The 17,691-nt window shown below is 45.3% G+C and carries 18 protein-coding genes; 15 read left to right on the forward strand and 3 right to left on the reverse strand.

Going from position 1 to position 17,691, the window contains the following annotated elements:
* Positions 1-36: 36 nt before the first annotated feature.
* From fabZ to ICN43_RS05590, 5 genes are read left to right on the forward strand one after another with little or no spacing between them, the layout of a single operon-like run.
* Positions 37-486, forward strand: a complete 450-nt coding sequence (gene fabZ / locus ICN43_RS05570) for a 3-hydroxyacyl-ACP dehydratase FabZ (RefSeq protein ID WP_216197634.1) — start codon at positions 37-39, stop codon at positions 484-486.
* Entirely contained in the window at positions 486-1,283 is a 798-nt protein-coding gene (lpxA, locus tag ICN43_RS05575; RefSeq protein WP_216197636.1) for an acyl-ACP--UDP-N-acetylglucosamine O-acyltransferase, read from the forward strand. Before fabZ ends, lpxA begins: the two co-directional genes overlap by 1 nt.
* Positions 1,243-2,496: a lipid-A-disaccharide synthase gene (lpxB, locus tag ICN43_RS05580; RefSeq protein WP_216197638.1), complete on the forward strand. Its 1,254-nt coding sequence runs from the start codon at positions 1,243-1,245 to the stop codon at positions 2,494-2,496. Before lpxA ends, lpxB begins: the two co-directional genes overlap by 41 nt.
* Positions 2,493-3,086 (forward strand): ribonuclease HII, encoded by a 594-nt coding sequence (gene rnhB / locus ICN43_RS05585; RefSeq protein WP_216197640.1) that lies wholly within the window; start codon positions 2,493-2,495, stop codon positions 3,084-3,086. Before lpxB ends, rnhB begins: the two co-directional genes overlap by 4 nt.
* 8 nt (positions 3,087-3,094) lie before the next feature.
* Positions 3,095-3,919 carry an RNA methyltransferase gene (locus ICN43_RS05590; protein ID WP_216197642.1) on the forward strand — a complete coding sequence of 275 codons (825 nt, stop codon included), beginning with the start codon at positions 3,095-3,097 and terminating at the stop codon, positions 3,917-3,919.
* Between the two features lie 218 nt (positions 3,920-4,137).
* On the opposite strand, the gene ICN43_RS05595 is transcribed toward ICN43_RS05590, so the two are convergent.
* Positions 4,138-5,259, reverse strand: coding sequence for a serine hydrolase (locus ICN43_RS05595; RefSeq protein WP_216197644.1), 1,122 nt, complete (start codon positions 5,257-5,259; stop codon positions 4,138-4,140).
* Positions 5,260-5,458: 199 nt separating this feature from the next.
* Between ICN43_RS05595 and ICN43_RS05600 the strand changes: the two genes are divergently transcribed.
* The 4 genes from ICN43_RS05600 to ICN43_RS05615 all read left to right on the forward strand — a co-directional run bounded on the left by ICN43_RS05600 (position 5,459) and on the right by ICN43_RS05615 (position 9,219).
* Positions 5,459-7,042 (forward strand): caspase family protein, encoded by a 1,584-nt coding sequence (locus tag ICN43_RS05600; RefSeq protein ID WP_216197646.1) that lies wholly within the window; start codon positions 5,459-5,461, stop codon positions 7,040-7,042.
* 69 nt (positions 7,043-7,111) lie between these two features.
* On the forward strand, positions 7,112-7,552 hold the full coding sequence (locus ICN43_RS05605; RefSeq protein ID WP_216197648.1) for a hypothetical protein: 441 nt from the start codon (positions 7,112-7,114) through the stop codon (positions 7,550-7,552).
* Complete coding sequence (locus ICN43_RS05610; RefSeq protein WP_216197649.1) at positions 7,552-8,340, forward strand: hypothetical protein; 789 nt, start codon at positions 7,552-7,554, stop codon at positions 8,338-8,340. Before ICN43_RS05605 ends, ICN43_RS05610 begins: the two co-directional genes overlap by 1 nt.
* Positions 8,341-8,772: 432 nt before the next feature.
* A complete protein-coding gene (locus tag ICN43_RS05615) occupies positions 8,773-9,219 on the forward strand; it encodes a cupin domain-containing protein (RefSeq protein ID WP_216197651.1) in 447 nt (148 codons plus the stop codon).
* Between the two features lie 48 nt (positions 9,220-9,267).
* Here the strand turns inward: ICN43_RS05615 and ICN43_RS05620 are convergent, their stop codons facing one another.
* Entirely contained in the window at positions 9,268-10,095 is an 828-nt protein-coding gene (locus ICN43_RS05620) for a pyruvate, water dikinase regulatory protein (protein ID WP_216197654.1), read from the reverse strand.
* 106 nt (positions 10,096-10,201) lie between these two features.
* On the opposite strand from ICN43_RS05620, the gene ppsA reads away from it, so the two are divergent.
* Positions 10,202-12,604: a phosphoenolpyruvate synthase gene (gene ppsA, locus ICN43_RS05625; RefSeq protein WP_216197657.1), complete on the forward strand. Its 2,403-nt coding sequence runs from the start codon at positions 10,202-10,204 to the stop codon at positions 12,602-12,604.
* Between the two features lie 117 nt (positions 12,605-12,721).
* On the opposite strand, the gene smpB is transcribed toward ppsA, so the two are convergent.
* Positions 12,722-13,174: an SsrA-binding protein SmpB gene (gene smpB, locus ICN43_RS05630; protein WP_216197659.1), complete on the reverse strand. Its 453-nt coding sequence runs from the start codon at positions 13,172-13,174 to the stop codon at positions 12,722-12,724.
* Positions 13,175-13,200: 26 nt separating this feature from the next.
* Here smpB and ICN43_RS05635 point away from each other — a divergent pair, with 26 nt between their 5' ends.
* From ICN43_RS05635 to ICN43_RS05655, 5 genes are all read left to right on the forward strand, one after another.
* Positions 13,201-13,632: a type II toxin-antitoxin system RatA family toxin gene (locus tag ICN43_RS05635; protein ID WP_216197661.1), complete on the forward strand. Its 432-nt coding sequence runs from the start codon at positions 13,201-13,203 to the stop codon at positions 13,630-13,632.
* Entirely contained in the window at positions 13,625-13,975 is a 351-nt protein-coding gene (locus ICN43_RS05640; protein ID WP_216197663.1) for an RnfH family protein, read from the forward strand. The genes ICN43_RS05635 and ICN43_RS05640 overlap by 8 nt, the downstream gene beginning before the upstream one ends.
* Before the next feature lie 26 nt (positions 13,976-14,001).
* Positions 14,002-15,468 carry an IMP dehydrogenase gene (gene guaB / locus ICN43_RS05645; protein ID WP_216197665.1) on the forward strand — a complete coding sequence of 489 codons (1,467 nt, stop codon included), beginning with the start codon at positions 14,002-14,004 and terminating at the stop codon, positions 15,466-15,468.
* A 36-nt stretch (positions 15,469-15,504) separates the two neighbouring features.
* Positions 15,505-17,112 carry a glutamine-hydrolyzing GMP synthase gene (gene guaA / locus ICN43_RS05650; RefSeq protein WP_216197667.1) on the forward strand — a complete coding sequence of 536 codons (1,608 nt, stop codon included), beginning with the start codon at positions 15,505-15,507 and terminating at the stop codon, positions 17,110-17,112.
* A 205-nt stretch (positions 17,113-17,317) separates the two neighbouring features.
* On the forward strand, positions 17,318-17,689 hold the full coding sequence (locus ICN43_RS05655) for a site-specific integrase (protein WP_255533433.1): 372 nt from the start codon (positions 17,318-17,320) through the stop codon (positions 17,687-17,689).
* Positions 17,690-17,691: the final 2 nt, after the last annotated feature.

The following is a 17,691-nucleotide window of genomic DNA, read 5'->3' on the forward strand; positions in this document are numbered from 1 at the left end:
TTTAAAAATTAGAAACTTTATTCAGCAGGCAAATACATGAGCAAACCCATCGCTATCGACATCAATCAAATTTTGAAGTTGTTGCCACATCGTTATCCGTTTTTATTGGTTGATCGTGTATTAGAGCTTGAGCCGCGTCAAAGCATTACGGCGCTAAAGAACGTTACGATGAATGAGCCATTCTTTCAAGGACACTTCCCAGATTTTCCGGTAATGCCAGGTGTGTTAATTATTGAAGCGCTTGCTCAAACTGCGGCACTACTGACTTTTTCAGAAGTCCGCGAAGAGAATGCTATCTATTATTTTGCTGGTATCGATGGTGCCCGCTTTAAGAAGCCTGTATTGCCCGGTGATCAACTCATTATGACGGCTAAATTAGAACGTGAACGTGCTGGTATTTATAAGTTCCAAGTGCAAGCTACTGTTGATGGTGAACTTGCTGCTGAAGCAAATATTACTTGTGCTGTTCGTACGAAAGGCGCTTAATGACTCGAATACATGCATCCGCTGTAGTTGATAGTAAGGCTGAAATCGCTAGTGACGTGGAGATTGGTCCATTCTCAGTAATTGGTCCAAATGTCAAAATCGGCGGCGGTAGCAAGATTGGTTCCCATACTGTGATCGAGGGTTGTACTACGATTGGCAGAGAGAATACCTTTGCTAACTTTGCTGCAATTGGCGGCGCTCCTCAGGACATGAAATACCGTGGTGAGCCTACTCAATTGATTATTGGTGATCGCAACACGATTCGTGAGTTCACGACGATTCATACTGGCACCACACAGGATGAGGGCATTACTAGAATTGGTGATGACAACTGGATCATGGCTTATGTGCACATTGCACATGATTGCCAGATAGGTAACCACACGATTTTCTCAAGCAACGCACAAATTGCTGGTCACGTTAAAGTCAGCGACTGGGCGATTATGGGTGGCATGTCTGGCGTGCATCAATTTGTTCGTATTGGACAACATGCCATGTTAGGCGGTGCCTCTGCATTAGTGCAAGATATTCCACCATTTGTGATTGCGGCGGGAGATAAAGCGTCCCCGCATGGTATTAACGTGGAAGGCCTGAAGCGCCGTGGTTTCTCCAGTGAGACGATTTCTGCATTGCGTCTCGCCTACAAGGTTCTCTATAAAGATGGGCTTAGTTTCGAAGAGGCTAAAGTAGAGATTCAGAAGATGGCGCTAGCTAGTGCTTCAGATGCAGCTACTGCTGAAAAGCTGACAGAGTTCCATGACTTTATTGCCGCCTCAACGCGCGGCATCATTCGATAGAGTAAACCGAGTGTCCAAACTTGCTTGTGTCGCCGGAGAGCCTTCGGGTGACTTGTTGGCGGCTCCAGTATTAAGTGCACTAAAACAGATCCCTGATACCTCCAATCTGGAGGTGTACGGTATTGGTGGTCCACGTTTGCAGGCAGAGGGTCTGCGCTCAGATTGGCCCATGGAGACATTGAGTGTCCGTGGCTACGTTGAGGCAATTAAACAGTTGCCCGCTATTCTGAAGTTGCGTAAAGAATTGATTGCCAATCTCACGGGTGCGGGCCGCCCAGATGTATATCTAGGTGTTGATGCGCCAGATTTTAATTTAGGTGTTGAGTTGGCTGTGCGCAAAGCAGGGATTCCGACTCTGCATTTTGTTTCTCCATCGATTTGGGCCTGGAGAGCGGGGCGTATCACTAAGATTAAGCAAGCAGTTGAACGAATGCTCTGCATCTTCCCCTTTGAAACTGAGATTTATGAGCGTGCTGGCATCAGTGCATCTTATGTTGGACACCCGTTAGCGAGTGAGATTCCACTGGAGTCCAACCCGGCAAGCGCTAGGCAAAGAATAGAAAAAATCTTAAATCTGCCAAGCAATATATTGAGTGGAATTATTGTCTCGGTATTGCCGGGTAGTCGCGGTTCTGAGATTGAGCTGATTGCGCCAGTCTTTTTTGAAACGATGGCAGAGCTGACAAAACGTATGCCAGGACAAGCCCTATCTTTTGTAATCCCGGTGGCAACACCACGCCTGCGTCAACCCTTAGAGGCCTTACTCAAAAATACACTCAATAAAAATCCAGATCTTCGTATTTATCTCATTGATGGCGAGGCCGACGCAGTGCTTGAGGCTGCCGATGTTGTGTTGATTGCCAGTGGCACAGCGACATTACAAGCGGCGCTCTGGAAAAAGCCGATGGTGATTTCTTATAAGGTGCCCTGGTTGACTGCGCAGATTATGAAGCGACAGGGTTACTTACCCTATGTCGGTTTGCCCAATATCCTCTGTGGCGAGTTCGTTGTCCCAGAGCTTTTGCAAGATGATGCAACTCCGAAGAACTTGGCTGACGCTTTGCTAGTCTGGTTAAATAATCCCACTAAAGTGACTCAACTCAAAACCCGCTTTGCAGAAATGCATGAGACCTTGCGTAGACCAACTGGTTTATTGGTTGCGCAGGCGGTTGCTCAAACTATTGCCCTCAGCAAGAAGCGGGTCGGTGCGTGAACTTCATCTGGGTATGTGGTGTGGATGAAGCAGGGCGAGGTCCACTGGCAGGCGCGGTTGTCGCTGGCGCGGTTGTGCTTGATCCTGATAACCCGATCGCTGGATTAAAAGATTCTAAGAAGCTATCAGCCGCAAGACGTGAATTTTTATTTGAACAAATTCAGCTTAAGGCCAAAGCCTGGGGCATTGGTGAGGCGAGTCCAGCCGAGATTGATGAGATCAATATCTTGCAAGCGACCATGTTAGCAATGCGCCGTGCAATTGAAGATCTCACTACCCGTTTAGGTGCCTGGCCAGATAAAGCCTTGATTGATGGCAATCGCTGTCCCGAACTACCAATCTCGGCAGAAGCTATTGTGAAGGGTGATGCCAAAGAGCCAGCAATATCAGCCGCCTCTATCTTGGCAAAGGTCACGCGTGATCGTCAAATGATGGCCTTGCATGAATTACATCCCCAGTATGGTTTTGCTCAACATATGGGATATCCAACAGAGGCGCATTTCGCTGCATTGAAGGAATTTGGTGCATGTGATCAACACCGTCGCAGCTTTTCACCTGTTCGCAATGTATTAGCTCTTCATAGTCGATAATCCCAGCTATGAAAATGGAATTTATCAGTTCAAAAGACAACTCCCTATTTAAGGAGATTCGTCAATTGCAAGCCACCGGCCCTAAAGGTCAAAAGGCCCGATTTGCTAGCGGTCAGGCTTTGCTGGAGGGTATTCATTTAGTGCAAACCTGGGTGGGTAGCCCATCACTCAAGAAATTAATCACCTCCGAGCTAGGTTTGCAAAACCCAGAAATTGCCCAAGCTGTTTACGACCATGTAGAAATTTGTCCAGAGACTCGCGTTTATCAATTGGATCAGGGTTTATGGGATTTGCTGTCTGATTTAGTCAATGCTCCGCAGATTGCAGGCTTGCTTGACCTTCCACAATCTGCATTAAACCCTCAAAAGTCGGTTGCTACGATTGAAGGGGATGTGATTATTTTGGATCGCATTCAAGATGCGGGGAATGTGGGCTCTATCTTGCGTACTGCAGCTGCAGCTGGCTTTACTCAAGTGATTGCATTAACAGGTTGCGCCCACCTATGGTCAAGTAAGGTATTGCGTGCCGGTATGGGCGCCCATCGATTGCTAGATTTTTACGAAGGTTGGTCATCCCAGCAAGTTCTCAGTGCAGTCACTGCACCTTTACTGGCAACTACCGCCGATGGTGAGCTTGATCTCTTTAATATGTCTAAGGTATTAATGCATCCGGTTGCCTGGGTAATGGGGAGTGAAGGCCAAGGTGTTTCTGAAGACCTCATGGCTCAAGCCAAGGGCGTATCCATTCCGATTGATCCGAGAGTCGAATCGCTCAATGTATCTACCGCTGCTGCAGTTTGCTTATTTGAGACTTTAAGGGTGAGACGTACTTAAATGACAGTCGTTTCCTGATGATCTGCTTTCGGTCAATAGCGGCTATTAGAGCAGGAGAATGAGATCGTAGGATAGAGGCTTGAATGACTCTACACAATGGGATCTAAATTGGTTGCGAACCATTACCCCGCAATTTCGAAATCTATTGACTCTCAGCAATTTCGAAAATTTAAAAAACGGCATCAACCGTTTCCCTTTAAATGATGCTGTTAATCTTTTTACCTGTTGTCTTGCCAGCTAGAGAACAATTTATAAACGGTGCCCATATAGTCTTCCCTATAACTTGTTAAAACAATTATTTTTTCTGACTGTGGATCAATCCCAACGCGCTGGCCCCCATAGCCGACCCACCAGTAACTATTTTTTCCACCAAAATTAGCAATCCATGTTTGATATCCATATCCTTTAAATGCCTTACCTACCCTCTTGCTGGAGTTGGGAAGTTGCTCCGAAGTAGCTTCCCTCATAAAATTTTGCATACATGTACTACCGCGCTTGAGCTCATTGAGTGAGTACATTGCGAGCCTTCCCCAATCTCGAGCGATAAAGCTAGTGCCAGAGGCTGATTGTGCATGTTTAGAGCTGTCATGCAGCCAGTAACCGCTGCTTTGGGGACGACTCTCCTTCCAAACAGTATTTTCAAATGTAGCAAAGAATCCCCCGGCATGATCTGCAACATGCTCTAAAGCATAGGTATCTACTGCCTTGTATCTAAATTCAGCGCCCCCAGCTAGAGGGCTGCCAAAAAAAGTAACATCTCTTTGCCCATACTTTTTAAGAATTTCTTCGGTTGTGATGCCTTTAAATACGATATCCTGCCACTCACCCAAATACGTTTGACCGGAGGTAATCGCATCTTTAGCTCCACTACTCATAGTTAGAAGATCTTTGATTTTAGCTTCACCAAAAACAGTCCCTTTAAGCTCAGGAGCATAAAAGTCGGCACGATCATCTAATGACTTAATTTTGCCTTCGCACAGTAGGTTACCAATTGTGTAGGCGGTAAGACTTTTGCTCATTGATTGGGAAAATAAGGGAGAATAAATGCCCGCTGGAAGTTTGTACTTTTCAAAGACAATCTCTCCTTTTTCAATAAGCAAAATGGATGTAGTGGCATTTGAGTCAATAATTTGATTGGCTAAATTGGCAATATTTTTATCGCCCTCGGTAAGCGTTTTATTTGGCAGCGGGATGGGATCTGCGCTTGGAGGGAATATTTTATTATTGGTTAATTTGGCAAATCCTCCTGAATGGCGCTCTGGATTCACGGTTGCAATTTCTTCAGCTATCGCTAGTTCAAAGGCTACTTGCATGAAAATAAGGACGATCATTTTTTTCATGGATGCTCCTAGATATACAAAATATCTATCAAGAATACATTTTTTTTAGATTGGGGGTATTAATGAATCTGAGATCTTCAGAAACAAGATTATCTCCTAGGCATAATATCTTGCATTCAAAGCTAAGTTTTATGTAGGCATTAAACTATATATCATAGGGTTGGCATGAAATATATATTTTTAGGGATCATAAGAAATGATGAGTAAAAGTAATAGACCAACTCAGGAATTTTTAGAATCTAGTCGTCGCCTATGGTTAAAGCGGGTAGGTTCTGTGGCATCTATTATTGCATTTCCAGCTATGGTGAAAGAGGCTCTGGCCGAAGCACCCTCAACCCTGAACGCGATACCACGAATTGCCCTGGTAATTGGAAACGCTAAATATAGAGATGCTCCCCTCAAGAACCCTATTAACGATGCACAATCTATCTCTAATGAGTTACAGAAGGTTGGATTCAAGGTCACTATGCAATTAGATGCTGGCCGCGTTACCCTTGTTGATGCAATAGAAAAATTTAGTGCTGAGCTAGCCAAGAGCAGAGGTGTGGGTATGTTTTATTATGCTGGCCATGGCGCTCAGCTTGGGTGGAGGAATTATTTGATTCCAGTTGACGCAGAAATTGATAAATTAGAAGACATGAAAACCAAAACAGTTGATTTATCAAGTCTGTTGGGAGGAATTTCAAAAGCAGCTAACCCTATGAATGTAATTATTCTGGACGCTTGTCGTGATAATCCATTTGGAACGAGGGTGCCTACTGAGCAAAAAGGCCTCTCTCAATTTGATGCGCCCCCAGGATCGCTGATCGCTTACGCCACTGCTCCGGGAAATACTGCAGCAGATGGCAATGGCAGCAACGGTCTATTCACCGAAAACTTATTGCGGGAAATTCGAGTTCCAGATGCCAAGATTGAGGATGTATTAAAGCGCGTTCGTTTAGGTGTTCGGCGCTCATCTCAGGGCGCACAAATTCCATGGGAAACAACCTCTTTAGAAGAAGATTTTTATTTCCTGCCTCCCGCTTCCATTAAGAAAAAATCTGAAGCAGAGTTGGACAGGCAGTATACAGAGCAAAAGAAGGAGTGGGACAAGTTAAAGGATAGTAAGAATGTTGATGATTTTTATGCTTTTTTAAATAAGTACCCGAGTGGCTTCATAACAGAGCAGGCAACATATCAAATTGAACAACTACAAAAAGCAAAGATTTCATTGCAGGCTGGCAAAAATGCTGTTGCTCAAAAATATGGAGAAAAGCGTTTTCGCGTCGGCGATACTTTTATAGGCCGCACAACTGATGGGTTGACCGGCAAATTAATCTCGGAGACCTTCAATAAGGTTGAAAAAATTGAGAACGGCTTGGTTTACATTAACAATAAAAGCAAAGATGGAAAGTATGTAATCAGAACGATAGATGGCGGCTTAGTTCGTACCGGGGGTGTCCAGGGCCCTGTCATATTTGATCCGCCAAGAACAGATATGCCTGGAGATATCTTGGAGGTGGGGAAGCGTTGGACTAGTAGAAATACGGTTACCTTGGAAACAAGCAAAGAATCTTTTGATGAGCAGGTATCAATTGGAATTGTTGCTTATGAAGAGGTCGAGGTGCCGTTTGGCCGCTTTTGGGCATACAAGTTTGAAGTAAAACGACGCGGTTTTACGAGAACCTTTTGGGCTGAGCCTGGCTGGGGAATTGAGCTCAAGTCGATCACAACCAACACAAATAGAGGGTACAAAACAATTTGGGAGCTGGTTTCTCGTACTCGGGGCAAAGATATTAGCTAATCGCATTTTAATTAGTTGCTTTATTATTTGATCAGATTATGTTTTATCAATTTTAAAAAAGGCGGGGTTATGGGCACTTTTAATAACATTTTGAAATTTTCAGCGCTATGTTTGATTTATCAAGGCAGTTTATCTGCTGCCCCATTAATTACCGCCAAGGAAGCTGCATTGCCACCAGCAACAAAAGTGGTAACTCGTGGTATTTCGAGAGGCCCATCGATTAAATTTATTGCCCCAATTTCAGACTCGACCGTTAATTCTCCATTTGATTTCAAGGTAGCATTTGAGCCGCGCGGCGACTCTAAAGTCGATATAAATTCGGTAAAAGTTACCTATTTAAAGTTCCCATATGTTGATCTCACCCCAAGGCTTAAGTCGGCAATCTCTGCGAGCGGAATCAATTTTCAAAATGCTGAAGTGCCCGCAGGCGAACATTCTGTAAGACTCACCGTTCAAGATACTGATGGTCGAGAAACAAACTCAGTGTTCAATCTAATTGTGGCTAAGTAATGAATTGCCCATATTGCCTGTCTGATGTAAATGAAGAGGCATTAGTTTGCAGAACATGTTCTCGCGATCTGTATCTTTTTAAGCCAATGATGACAAAAGTAGCCGACTTAGAGAGGCGACTAGAGGAGATTCCGAATTCAGAGGCATATGAAAAGCGTATTGCTGAACTGGAAGCAGTATTAGATGAGCAAGAGCAAGGCCAGCTAAAGCCCAGATCCGCTTGGAAGGAATTGCGTGACATCGTTGTCTATTTATTAGTTCCGCTGATACTTCTTTTGCTGGCGCATGCATTAATTACTATCGTGTATGACACAAGCATGGTTTATCTAAGACTTATCTCTATGGCAATACCATTGCCATTTGGATACTTCTTATTTAAAGGGCATCAACATAAACTCTTTCCGTGGTTTATAGGCGTTATCTTTTTAGCAATATCTTCAGTGATTGGAATGAGTTGGATCACTAGTCTTGTAGATGGTTCATCGGTTTGGCCGCGAAGTACTGTTGAATGGCGTGAAGTATTGGAATATGCCGCGAGCATTTCATTTAGCTTTCTAACGGGAATGCTTTTGGGTGGAGTTGCATTTGCCAATAAACGGCGTCATCGACGTTCCGCATTAATTAATCCAATGCTAAGGGCGGCGGCAACTGGGCTGGGTGAGGGTAAGCTGTCCCCAGGCAATTTGTACATCTTAATGAAAAACATACAAGAGTATGGCGCAACAGTCATTGCTCTTGGAACAACAGCGCTGTCTATATATACGGGCCTCAAGGGAATAATAAGCTGATCATTGAGTCGGACGCAATCAACTGAAGCCTCTGGATCGTTGGGGTGAGGTGCCCGAAAATTCAGGGGTATGTTTTAAAAGAAGCATCAGGATACCCATTGAACTAAAAATGTTACTCAAAATAATGGGTAGTTGCACTTAATTTCAGTGACAAAGCCAGTTGGCGCTGATTTAAATATTGATTTAAGTCAATTGAATAAAGATTGTAAATTTAGTGTAAATTTGAGTTCAATGAGCGACGCATAATATTTAGATGTTAATGTCAGCTAACAGCCAATAGTGAGTCAGTAAATCAGGGGATTGAAAATCCTTGTGTCGGTGGTTTGATTCCATCCAGATCCACCAAGAAAAACCAAAACTACCTTCGGGTATTTTTTCATATAGTCGACATCGGCTAGACTCTTAAGATTGAGGTTTAAATTGGAGTCAATTGTGAAGTATTTAATTTCATTGTTATTGGTTTGTCTTTCGATGCCTATATTTGCGCAATCAAAAGATAATGATGCGAGCGTCAATCAAAATTTAGTCGAAATAAAGGTTACGCAAATACTTAAAGCTGCTAAACAATGGGATGGAAGTCCGTTGCCCCCCTATCCTTCAAAAAACCCAGAAATTACTATTCTTAGTTATGAAATACCACCAGGCATAAGATTGCCAATGCATAAGCACCCAGTTATCAACGCTGGAGTTGTGTTGCAGGGAAAGCTAACAGTCATTGCTAAGGATGGAAAGCAGCTAATTCTCAATTCTGGAGACTCGATTGTTGAGTTAGTTGATAAGTGGCACTATGGAGAGAATCAAGGAGTTTCACCTGTAAAGCTCATCATGTTTTATGCAGGAGAGGTTGGAGTTCCCTTGGTGATTAAAGAAGAGGAATAGCATACTAGGCACTGGACGATCCTAGTCTGGGCTCGGCAAGGAACCAATCTAGCCAAGGATTGTTTTATCTGACCCAATTGATTGCAAGATAGTAGTAGCAATCTCTTCAATGGATTTACTAGTCGTCGCCACCCAAGGAATAGACTCCTTCTTCATCATGGCAGTAGCTTCATTGATCTCGTAACGGCAGTTTTCTAGCTTGGCATAGTTGCTACCAGGACGCCTTTCATTACGAATTTCTGACAAACGTTCAGCATCGATCATTAAGCCAAAAATCTTATTGCGGTAAGGAGTTAAATCTTTAGGTAACTGGCTGCGCTCAAAGTCTTCGGGAATGAGGGGGTAGTTAGCTGCTTTCATCCCATATTGCATAGCCAAGTACAGGCTAGTTGGTGTTTTGCCAACACGGGAGATGCCTACTAGGATGACATCCGCTTCAGCTAGATTCTTATTAGACTGACCATCATCATGGGCTAAGGAATAATTGATAGCCTCAATTCGGTTTTTATAAGCCTCAGTATCGGCATTATGGTGGAGTCGGTTCATCGCATGGGTTGATTTAACTCCTAGGGCCTGCTCCAAAGGTGCGACAAAAGTTTGGAACATGTCCAAAATCAGGCCATTTGCTTTACCGACGATCTGATTTAATTCAGGGTTGACCAGGGTCGTGAAAACAATCGGTTGAACTGCATATTTTGAGGCTGCTTGATTAATGCTAGAAACAGCGTCATGCGCTTTTTCAGGGCTATCTACGAAAGGGACCCGAATGTGCTTAAAAGTGGCCTCAAATTGAGCCAAAATCGACTGGCTGAAGTTCTCGGCAGTAATGCCGGTGCCATCAGAAACGATAAAAACAATGCGTGTTTGGGTAGACATGAGATTGGCCTAAAAGTCGTGGTCAGCACTACAATATGCAGTTAATGAAGTATGCCGTATTTTATTCGGCCGCTCGACCAGTTTCCTTATCTTTAGAGAGTATTTTATGTCCAACCAACAGCAACAAAGTAGCGATGTAGCAAATGCCTATGTTTTACCTTTTGAGCAACTCCGGATGACTGATGTTGAGTCGGTCGGCGGTAAAAATGCCTCACTTGGTGAAATGATTTCTCAGTTGTCATCTACGGGGGTACGCGTCCCGACTGGATTTGCAACGACCTCATTGGCATTTCGTGATTTCTTAGAGCACAATAACTTGACTGAGCGTATTCAAAAGCGCTTAGAAAATCTCAATATTGATGATGTTCGTGCGCTGGCTGAAGCCGGAAAAGAAATTCGCGGCTGGATTGAGACTGCTCCATTTCAATCACGTCTTGATGAAGAGATCCGTACAGCGTTTAAAAAATTGGATGATTCTGGCAAAGGCTCTTTTGCGGTTCGCTCTTCAGCAACCGCTGAAGACTTGCCGGATGCTTCATTTGCTGGACAGCAAGAAACCTTCCTGAACGTCGAAGGTATTGATGATGTTTTGAAGAAGATTCGTGAAGTATTTGCTTCTTTGTATAACGACCGCGCGATCTCATATCGCGTTCATAAGGGTTTTGCTCACGCTGAAGTTGCCTTGTCTGCTGGTATCCAGCGCATGGTGCGCTCTGACCTCGGTGCGGCTGGTGTGATGTTTACTCTCGATACTGAATCTGGCTTCGAGGATGTGGTGTTTATTACTTCAAGCTATGGCTTGGGTGAGACAGTCGTACAGGGCGCAGTGAATCCTGATGAGTTCTATGTTTTCAAAACGACTTTAGCGCAAGACAAGAAGGCGATTATTCGTCGCTCCTTAGGTTCTAAGTTGATTCAGATGCAATTCGCTCCAGCAGGTTCTGCTGAAAAGGTAATGACTGTAGATGTAGCTCCAGAAAAGCGTAATCGTTTTTCATTGGAAGATGCAGACATTACTGAATTAGCAAAATATGCCGTCATTATTGAAAAGCACTACGGTCGTCCAATGGATATCGAGTGGGGTAAAGATGGGCAAGATGGTCGTATTTACATCTTGCAAGCACGCCCAGAGACAGTAAAGAGCCAAGCGGCCGGTCAAGTGGAGATGCGCTATAAGTTAAAAGGCAGCTCAAAGGTATTGGCTAAAGGTCGTGCGATTGGTCAAAAGATTGGTGCGGGCCCAGTTCGTGTGATTCGTGATCCAAGCGAGATGGATCGAGTGCAGCCAGGCGATGTATTGGTAGCTGATATGACTGACCCCAACTGGGAGCCGGTAATGAAGCGCGCCTCTGCGATTGTGACCAATCGTGGTGGCCGTACTTGTCATGCTGCGATTATTGCCCGTGAATTAGGTGTTCCTGCAGTAGTAGGATGTGGCGATGCGACTGAGCATTTGCAAGACGGCATGATGGTTACCGTCTCATGTGCAGAAGGCGATGAAGGTCACATTTATGATGGCTTGATTGAAACTGAGGTGACAGAAGTTTCTCGTGGCGTATTGCCAGAGATCCCAGTCAAGATCACTATGAATATCGGTAATCCTCAGTTGGCCTTTGATTTCTGTCAAATCCCCAACGCCGGCGTTGGTTTAGCTCGACTCGAGTTCATCATTAATAACTATATTGGTGTGCATCCACGCGCTGTATTGGAATATCCAAACATCGATCCCGATCTCAAGCGCGCCGTAGAAAGCGTCGCTCGTGGTTATGCAAGCCCACGTCAGTTCTATGAGGATAAATTGGTTGAAGGCGTGGCAACGATTGCCGCAGCTTTTTATCCAAAGCCGGTGATCGTGCGTCTTTCTGACTTCAAGTCAAATGAGTATAAAAAGCTTATCGGTGGTTCACGCTATGAGCCGGACGAAGAGAACCCGATGCTTGGTTTCCGGGGTGCATCCCGTTACGTATCGGCGGATTTCGGCGAAGCCTTTGCTTTAGAGTGCGCTGCCATGAAGCGTGTACGTGAAGATATGGGCCTGGATAACGTGGAGATCATGGTGCCTTTTGTTCGTACGATTAAGCAAGCTGAGCGCGTCATCGATATGATGGCGAAATTCGGTCTTAAACGTGGTGAAAAAGGTTTGCGCCTAATTATGATGTGCGAGATTCCATCCAACGCGATTTTGGCTGACCAATTCCTTGAGCATTTCGATGGATTCTCGATCGGTTCAAACGATATGACTCAGCTAACGCTGGGCCTAGATCGTGACTCCGGCATGGAATTACTGGCAATTGACTTTGATGAGCGCGATCCTGCAGTGGAGTTCATGATTGCTCGCTCTATTGAGGCTTGTCTTAAGCAAAATAAATACGTCGGTATCTGTGGGCAAGGGCCTTCGGATCATCCTGACTTTGCGCGTTGGTTGGTTGCAAAAGGCATTACTTCAATCTCTCTCAATCCGGATAGCGTAGTGGCTACCTGGGAAATGTTGGGTAAGAAAGAGGCGTAATTCTCAGCTGCTAATTATTGGCAGGATGTAAAAAAGACCTAGGTGCGAATCTAGGCCTTTTGCACTTTATTGGTGCAGTGATTCTTAGCTTTGATGGCTAAGCCCCCATTTTTTCAATCAAGCGTTAAGGTCGCCTCGAGCAATTCGCCCTTTTTGGACTTCCCATTCACGCTCTTTGGTTGCTGCACGCTTGTCATGCTGCTTTTTGCCTCGTGCTAGTCCAATCTCACACTTCACATTGCCCTTGGAGAAATGGAGGTCCAATGGGACAAGGGTGTAGCCTTTTTGCTCTACTTTGCCGATGAGTTTTTTAATCTCAATCGCATTAAGAAGGAGTTTGCGTGTTCGGGTACTGTCAGGAAGTATATGTGTGGATGCGGATAGAAGTGGGGTGATATGGCAGCCGATCAGGAATAGCTCCGCCCGACGGATGACAACATACGCTTCTTTGATGTGGACTCGACCAGCGCGGATGGCTTTTACTTCCCAGCCCTCCAGCACCAGTCCTGCCTCAAACCGTTCCTCGATAAAATAATCGAAGAAGGCTTTTTTGTTATCGACGATACTCATAGTTATTTAGCTTCTCAAGATCGATTATGGCAGACGTCTACAAGACCGTTTTAATTGGCCAATCAGCCGACCGCATGTACGGCCTGGTCACTGATGTTGCGCGCTACCCGGATTTCCTGCCCTGGTGCGGCGGCGTAGAAATTTTTGAGCAATCTGAGACGGTTTTGGACGCCAAAATCAATATCCACTTTAAGGGTATTAATCAGTACTTTCATACTCGAAACTTGAATCACCGCCCTGAAAGCATCGATATGGTCTTCGTAGATGGCCCATTTAAGCATTTTTCAGGGCAGTGGAACTTTATCCCGCTCAAGGAAGATGCTTGTAAAGTGGAATTTAAGCTTCACTGGGAGTTTAAGAGCAGCATCCTGGATAAGATTATTGGCCCAGTGTTTGGCCATATAGCGGGCACTTTTGTTGACTGCTTTGTCAAGCGGGCTGAAGACCTATATGGCTAATCAATCTATAGAGATTTTGATTTGCGATGCCCGCCTAGGTGAGCCTCAATTACACCCCTTCACCCTCTATTTATCGCCATCTGAGACTCCTACAGCAGGTCTGGCCTTGCTTAAAGCTGGAATCGCCCAAGGTTCTGATGATCCTATCTTAGCCAGAAAAGGCTGTTTTGGCGTATTTGGCAAGCGTAAGGATTGGGATAGCCCTATTTATGATGGTGATCGCCTAGAGCTCTATTCAGCCCTCCTGGTAGACCCCAAAGCGGTTCGTCGCAAGAAGGCTAATCAGAACCAAGACGCCAAATTCCAGGCTGCCGCAGCTAAACGAAAGGCTAGAAGGCTATAATCGGTTTTTGCGACTAGGGGTTTTGCATGCGACTCATTCAAAAAGCACTCACTTTTGACGATGTGCTCCTCGTACCGGCTTATTCTTCGGTACTTCCTCGAGATGCCAGCTTGGCAAGTAAATTAACTCGAGATATTTCACTCAATACACCGTTGGTATCCGCTGCTATGGATACCGTCACTGAAGGCCGTTTGGCAATTGCTATGGCAAGTGAAGGTGGGATTGGGATTGTTCACAAGAATCTCAAGCCTGCAGAGCAGGCTAGGGAAGTGGCTAAGGTCAAACGTTACGAGTCGGGTATTTTGCGTGATCCTATTACCGTTAGTCCCGATGCCACACTGCGTCAAGTTATTCAGCTCTCCCGAGAGCATGGCTTCTCTGGATTCCCGGTGTTGACTGGTAAAGAGGTGGTGGGCATCATCACCAACCGCGACTTACGTTTTGAAGAAGACTTAGATGCGCCAGTCAAGTCCAAGATGACTCCTCGTGAGCGTTTGATTACAGTGAAAGAGGGCTGTTCACTAGAGGAGGCAAAGCGCTTAATGAGTCAGCACCGCCTCGAGCGTGTTCTGGTAGTTAACGACAGATTTGAGTTGCGCGGTCTGATCACCGTTAAAGATATTTTGAAGGCTACCGAGCATCCAAATGCGTGTAAGGATAGCGAAGGTAAATTGCGTGTTGGAGCTGCTGTCGGCGTAGGGCCAGATAACGACGAGCGTATTGAGCTCCTAGTTCGCGCAGGCGTTGATGTGATCGTGGTCGATACTGCTCATGGTCATAGCCAAGGCGTACTAGATCGCGTTAAGTGGGTTAAGAAAAATTATCCCCACGTACAAGTCATTGGTGGAAACATTGCTACAGGCGATGCTGCAAGAGCATTGGCTGATCATGGCGCTGATGGCGTTAAAGTTGGTATTGGCCCAGGCTCTATCTGTACCACCCGCATTGTTGCGGGTGTGGGTGTTCCTCAAATTAGTGCGATTGTGAATGTAGCAGCTGCTCTCAAGGGTACAGGAATTCCTTTAATTGCTGACGGTGGTGTGCGTTACTCGGGTGACGTTGCCAAGGCATTGGCTGCCGGTGCAAGCTCAGTCATGATGGGCGGCATGTTTGCTGGTACTGAAGAAGCTCCTGGTGAAGTATTTTTATATCAAGGCCGTTCTTACAAGAGCTATCGCGGCATGGGTTCTTTGGGCGCGATGGCAGATGGTTCTGCGGATCGTTATTTCCAAAGCGATATCAGTGCAGCGAATGCTGAGAAGTTAGTGCCAGAAGGCATTGAAGGTCAGGTACCCTACAAAGGTAGTGTTCTTGCTATCTTGCATCAACTCACTGGTGGTATTCGTTCTTCAATGGGCTATTTAGGTTGTAAGACGATTGATGAACTTCATGAAAAAGCGAATTTTGTGGAAATCACTTCAGCGGGTGTTCGCGAGTCGCACGTTCATGATGTGAAGATCACTAAGGAAGCGCCAAATTACCACATTGATTAAGAAGTAAAAGCAGGCTGAATTTAAGGTAATCCTTTCGTGCACGACAAAATACTGATTCTTGACTTTGGTTCACAAGTCACCCAATTAATTGCAAGGCGCGTGCGTGATGCTCGTGTCTATTCTGAAATCCATCCTTACGATTGCGATCCAGAATTCATCCGCAAATTTATTCAAGAGCAGGGTGGTAAGGGAATTATTCTTTCTGGTGGGCCAAGCTCCGTTACAGAAGCTGAAAGTCCCCGTGCACCGCAAATTGTTTTTGAATTAGGTGTCCCTGTTTTGGGTATTTGCTACGGCATGCAAACCATGGCAACCCAACTCGGTGGTGCCGTTGCCTCTGCTGAATCGCTAGGTAAGGCTCGTGAGTTTGGTTATTCCGAAGTACGTGCCCATGGCCATACTAATCTGTTGAAAGGTATTCAGGACTTCTCGACTGCCGAAGGTCATGGCATGCTGAAGGTGTGGATGAGTCATGGTGATTCAGTGACAACTTTGCCACCAGCATTCAAGTTAATGGCATCAACAGAGTCTTGCCCGATTGCCGGCATGGCTGATGAAGAGCGCAGTTTCTATGCATTCCAGTTTCACCCTGAGGTAACCCATACATTGCAAGGTGAGGCTATCTTAAGTCGGTTTGTACATGAGATCTGCCACTGCAAACCTGACTGGGTCATGGGAGACTACATTAGCGAAGCAGTTGCACATATTCGTAAGCAAGTTGGTGGCGAGGAAGTTATTCTCGGTTTATCTGGTGGCGTTGACTCTAGCGTAGCGGCAGCATTAATTCATCGTGCGATTGGTGAGCAGCTTACCTGCGTATTTGTCGACCATGGTTTACTTCGTTTAAACGAAGGCGACATGGTGATGGAGATGTTTGCACGCAACCTCGGCGTCAAAGTGATTCGGGTGGACGCTAAAGAAAAGTTTATGTCCGAGCTAGCTGGTGTTGCTGATCCAGAAGCCAAACGCAAAATTATTGGAAAAGAGTTTGTAGAGATTTTCCAAGCTGAGTCTGGCAAGATTGCAAATGCCAAGTGGCTTGCTCAAGGAACCATTTACCCGGATGTGATTGAGTCTGCCGGTAAAGGTAAGAAGGGTGCCCATACGATTAAGAGTCATCACAATGTGGGTGGCTTACCTGAAGATATGCATCTCAAGCTGCTTGAGCCCTTGCGTGAATTATTTAAAGATGAGGTGCGTGAACTTGGTGTGGCTTTAGGTTTGCCTCGTGAGATGGTTTACCGCCACCCATTCCCAGGACCTGGTCTTGGTGTGCGCATCTTGGGTGAAGTCAAAGCAGAATTTGCTACCCTCTTAAAACGTGCTGATGCTATCTTCATCGAAGAGTTGCGCAATACGATTGACGAAGTTAGTCAAAAATCTTGGTATGACCTCACTAGCCAAGCCTTCGCCGTGTTCTTGCCAGTGAAATCGGTAGGCGTCATGGGTGATGGTAGAACCTATGAGTACGTAGTTGCTCTCAGGGCAGTCCAAACACAAGACTTTATGACTGCACACTGGGCTCACTTGCCACATGATCTGTTAGGCAAGGTATCGAACCGCATCATCAATGAAGTGCGTGGCATTAATCGCGTGGTCTACGACATTAGTGGAAAACCACCAGCCACCATTGAGTGGGAGTGACTTTTGTAACGTAAGTTGTTGATTTATATAGGTTTTTTACTTACACAAAAGTTTCACGCAAAACGCTAAGTCGTTGCTTTTAAACGCTTTTGGGTTTTCAGTTGCACAAAGAGTCGCACAGCGTTGCGGCTACTCAAAACTGTAGTTACTCAAAGCCTTATGACGCTCAAAAAAAAGCAATTTAGCGACGACGAAATTCCGCTGTTTGACAACGCCGTTGGGCAGCAAAGCAGGGACAGTATTTGTCAGCGAAAAGCTCCGTAAAGAACTACAGACTTATGTGAAATCAGTGCCACCAAAATCACTCACTGACAAGCTGTTTTATTCCCAAAAGCGTCCGCAAGAGGGCTGGAACAGCAACACGCTCTGCCAGTTCTACCATTACTTGTTTAAGAGCGTTGGCATTGAAGGCGCTAGCAGTCACAGCCCAAGACGTACGCTAATCACCAATTTGGCAGATAAAGGTGTCAGCGTTAGGGTGTTGCAAAGCATCGCGAGGCACGCGAATATCTCAACTACACAGGCATACATTGACGTCAATGATGCGATGAAACGCAAGGCGATTGAATTGATTTGAGC

Origin of the sequence: Polynucleobacter sp. UK-Mo-2m-Kol15, assembly GCF_018881505.1 — a bacterium.
In the GTDB taxonomy this organism is placed as follows: Bacteria; Pseudomonadota; Gammaproteobacteria; order Burkholderiales; family Burkholderiaceae; genus Polynucleobacter.

Bases quoted from the DNA above. Each gene is read 5' to 3' on its own strand.
- ICN43_RS05610 (WP_216197649.1), top strand. From the start codon at position 7,552: ATGAATTGCCCATATTGCCTGTCTGATGTAAATGAAGAGGCATTAGTT.
- ICN43_RS05595 (WP_216197644.1), bottom strand. From the start codon at position 5,259: ATGAAAAAAATGATCGTCCTTATTTTCATGCAAGTAGCCTTTGAACTA.
- lpxA (WP_216197636.1), top strand. From the start codon at position 486: ATGACTCGAATACATGCATCCGCTGTAGTTGATAGTAAGGCTGAAATC.
- ICN43_RS05635 (WP_216197661.1), top strand. From the start codon at position 13,201: ATGGCAGACGTCTACAAGACCGTTTTAATTGGCCAATCAGCCGACCGC.
- lpxB (WP_216197638.1), top strand. From the start codon at position 1,243: ATGACTTTATTGCCGCCTCAACGCGCGGCATCATTCGATAGAGTAAAC.
- ppsA (WP_216197657.1), top strand. From the start codon at position 10,202: ATGTCCAACCAACAGCAACAAAGTAGCGATGTAGCAAATGCCTATGTT.
- ICN43_RS05600 (WP_216197646.1), top strand. From the start codon at position 5,459: ATGAGTAAAAGTAATAGACCAACTCAGGAATTTTTAGAATCTAGTCGT.
- fabZ (WP_216197634.1), top strand. From the start codon at position 37: ATGAGCAAACCCATCGCTATCGACATCAATCAAATTTTGAAGTTGTTG.
- guaB (WP_216197665.1), top strand. From the start codon at position 14,002: ATGCGACTCATTCAAAAAGCACTCACTTTTGACGATGTGCTCCTCGTA.
- ICN43_RS05640 (WP_216197663.1), top strand. From the start codon at position 13,625: ATGGCTAATCAATCTATAGAGATTTTGATTTGCGATGCCCGCCTAGGT.
- smpB (WP_216197659.1), bottom strand. From the start codon at position 13,174: ATGAGTATCGTCGATAACAAAAAAGCCTTCTTCGATTATTTTATCGAG.
- ICN43_RS05590 (WP_216197642.1), top strand. From the start codon at position 3,095: ATGAAAATGGAATTTATCAGTTCAAAAGACAACTCCCTATTTAAGGAG.
- ICN43_RS05620 (WP_216197654.1), bottom strand. From the start codon at position 10,095: ATGTCTACCCAAACACGCATTGTTTTTATCGTTTCTGATGGCACCGGC.
- ICN43_RS05605 (WP_216197648.1), top strand. From the start codon at position 7,112: ATGGGCACTTTTAATAACATTTTGAAATTTTCAGCGCTATGTTTGATT.